This window comes from Mycobacterium interjectum, from assembly GCF_900078675.2.
GTDB classification, from domain to species: Bacteria; Actinomycetota; Actinomycetes; order Mycobacteriales; family Mycobacteriaceae; genus Mycobacterium; species Mycobacterium interjectum.
In genome coordinates this window covers 1-2,256 of sequence record NZ_LT546239.1, presented here as the reverse complement: position 1 = coordinate 2,256, position 2,256 = coordinate 1, and the positions used below count along the sequence as shown (strand labels likewise).

The following is a 2,256-nucleotide window of genomic DNA, read 5'->3' as shown; positions in this document are numbered from 1 at the left end:
GCCGGCGCGTACTCGGCGGCGGGATACCGGCGCATCACCGCGCTGGCCGCCGAACTGAGCGCCCTGCGCGGTCACCTAGGCCATTGTCTGCCCGACCTGGTCGCCGAGGTGCGCCGCGTGCTCGGTGTCGACTGCGAGGTCCGGGCCGCCGCCGCCGGGCAGCCCTGGACCGGAACCGAACACCTCGACGCGTTCGCCGACGTCGTCGCCGGGTACGCCGAACGGACGACGGACGTGTCGGTGGCATCGGTGGCCGGCCTGTTGGCCTACCTGGACGTCGCCGAGGACGTCGAGAACGGCCTGCCGCCCGCCGCGCCGACGGTGGCGCGGGACCGGGTTCAGGTCCTCACCGTGCACTCGGCGAAGGGTCTGGAGTGGCAGGTGGTCGCGGTCGCGCACCTGTCGGGCGGAATCTTCCCCTCGACCGCGTCGCGCAGCACGTGGCTCACCGACCCCGCCGAATTGCCGCCGCTGCTGCGCGGCGATCGCGCCGCGGCCGGCTCGCTGGGCATCCCGGTGCTGGACGCTTCCGCCGTCACCAACCGAAAGCAGCTGTCCGACAAGATCTTCGAGCATCGCCGCCAGCTCGAGCAGCGGCGCGTCGACGAGGAACGCCGGCTGCTGTACGTGGCCATCACCCGCGCCGAGGACACCCTGCTGGTCTCGGGCCATCAGTGGGGGTCCACCGGCGTCAAACCCCGGGGTCCGTCGGAATTCCTGTGCGAGCTCAAGGACATCGTCGACGGTTCGGCCGCCGGCGGCGATCCGTGCGGGGTGGTGGAAGAATGGGCGCCCGCACCCGCCGATGGCGAGCGAAACCCCATGCGCGACAACGTGGTCGAGGCGATATGGCCCGCCGACCCGCTGGACGCGCGCCGCGGCGATGTCGAGGCCGGCGCGGCGCTGGTGGTGCAGGACGGCAGCATCGCCGGGCTGCTGGGCGGCTCGCCGGGGGCGTCGACCGCCGTGCCGGCCATGCTCGACGTGCTGCAGCGGTGCTTCGCCGACCGCTACGACTCGTGGCTGCCCGCGCTGAAAGAGATGGTGCCGTCCCTGGGGGTGGAGCTGTCCCGCGAGCCCGCGCTGTTCGACGAGGTCTGGTCGTGGGGCACCAAGGCGCTGCGGCTGGAGGCATCATGAGCGAATCGCTGCGCCGCGCCTGGTCCAAAGACCTCGACGTGCCAACCCTTTACGAGCTGCTCAAGCTGCGGGTGGAGGTGTTCGTCGTCGAGCAGGCCTGCCCGTATCCGGAGCTGGACGGCCGCGACCTGCTCGCCGAAACCCGGCACTTCTGGCTGGAGACGCCCGACGGCGAGGTGATCTGCACGCTGCGCTTGATGGAGGAGCACGCCGGGGGCGAGAAGGCCTTCCGGATCGGCCGGCTGTGCACCAAGCGCAGCGCACGCGGCCAGGGCCACACCACCCGGCTGCTGCGCGCCGCGCTGGCCGAGGTCGGCGACTACCCGTGCCGCATCGACGCGCAGACCTACCTGGCCGACATGTATGCCCAGCACGGATTCGTCCGGGACGGCGACGATTTCGTCGACGACGGCGTGCCTCATGTGCCCATGCTCAAGCCCGCCCGCCCCGGCTCCGGTCCGGCGGAACTGCCGTGAAGCCGTATCCGTTCAGCGCGATCGTCGGGCACGATCAACTGCGGCTCGCCCTGCTGCTGTGCGCCGTGCGCCCCGAGATCGGCGGGGCGCTGATCCGGGGTGAGAAGGGCACCGCGAAGTCGACGGCCGTGCGCGGGCTGGCGGCGCTGCTGGTGGCCGCGTCGGGAAGCGACGCGGCAGATGCGGGGGCGGGGCTTGTCGAAATGCCGCTGGGCGCAACCGAAGACCGGGTGATCGGCTCGCTGGACCTGCAGCGGGTGCTGCGCGACGGCGAGCACGCGTTTTCCCCGGGCCTGTTGGCGCGCGCGCACGGCGGGGTCCTTTACGTCGACGAGGTCAACCTGCTGCACGATCACCTGGTCGACGTGCTGCTCGACGCGGCGGCGATGGGCCGCGTGCACATCGAGCGCGACGGCATCTCGCATTCGCACGAGTCGCGGTTCGTGTTGATCGGCACGATGAATCCCGAGGAGGGCGAGCTGCGCCCGCAACTGCTGGACCGGTTCGGCCTGACCGTCGACGTGCGCGCGTCGCGCGACGTCGACGTGCGGATGCGGGTCGTCCGGCAGCGCATGGCCTACGAGGCCGACCCCGACGCGTTCGCCCAGCGGTACGCCGACGCCGACGCCGAGTTGGCCCG

Annotated in this window: 3 protein-coding genes; all 3 read left to right on the top strand. The window is 71.9% G+C overall.

Features of this window, described 5'->3' with window-relative positions:
- On the top strand, positions 1-1,140 hold a 1,140-nt coding region (locus tag BN4348_RS58930; RefSeq protein WP_211145836.1), incomplete at its 5' end, for a malate:quinone oxidoreductase.
- Positions 1,137-1,616 carry a GNAT family N-acetyltransferase gene (locus BN4348_RS60245; RefSeq protein ID WP_066917763.1) on the top strand — a complete coding sequence of 160 codons (480 nt, stop codon included), beginning with the start codon at positions 1,137-1,139 and terminating at the stop codon, positions 1,614-1,616. The genes BN4348_RS58930 and BN4348_RS60245, both read left to right, overlap by 4 nt.
- On the top strand, positions 1,613-2,256 hold a 644-nt coding region (locus BN4348_RS58920), incomplete at its 3' end, for an ATP-binding protein (protein ID WP_160040672.1). The genes BN4348_RS60245 and BN4348_RS58920, both read left to right, overlap by 4 nt.

Excerpts from the sequence above, each read along its gene's own strand:
- BN4348_RS60245 (WP_066917763.1), top strand. The coding sequence starts at position 1,137 with ATGAGCGAATCGCTGCGCCGCGCCTGGTCCAAAGACCTCGACGTGCCA.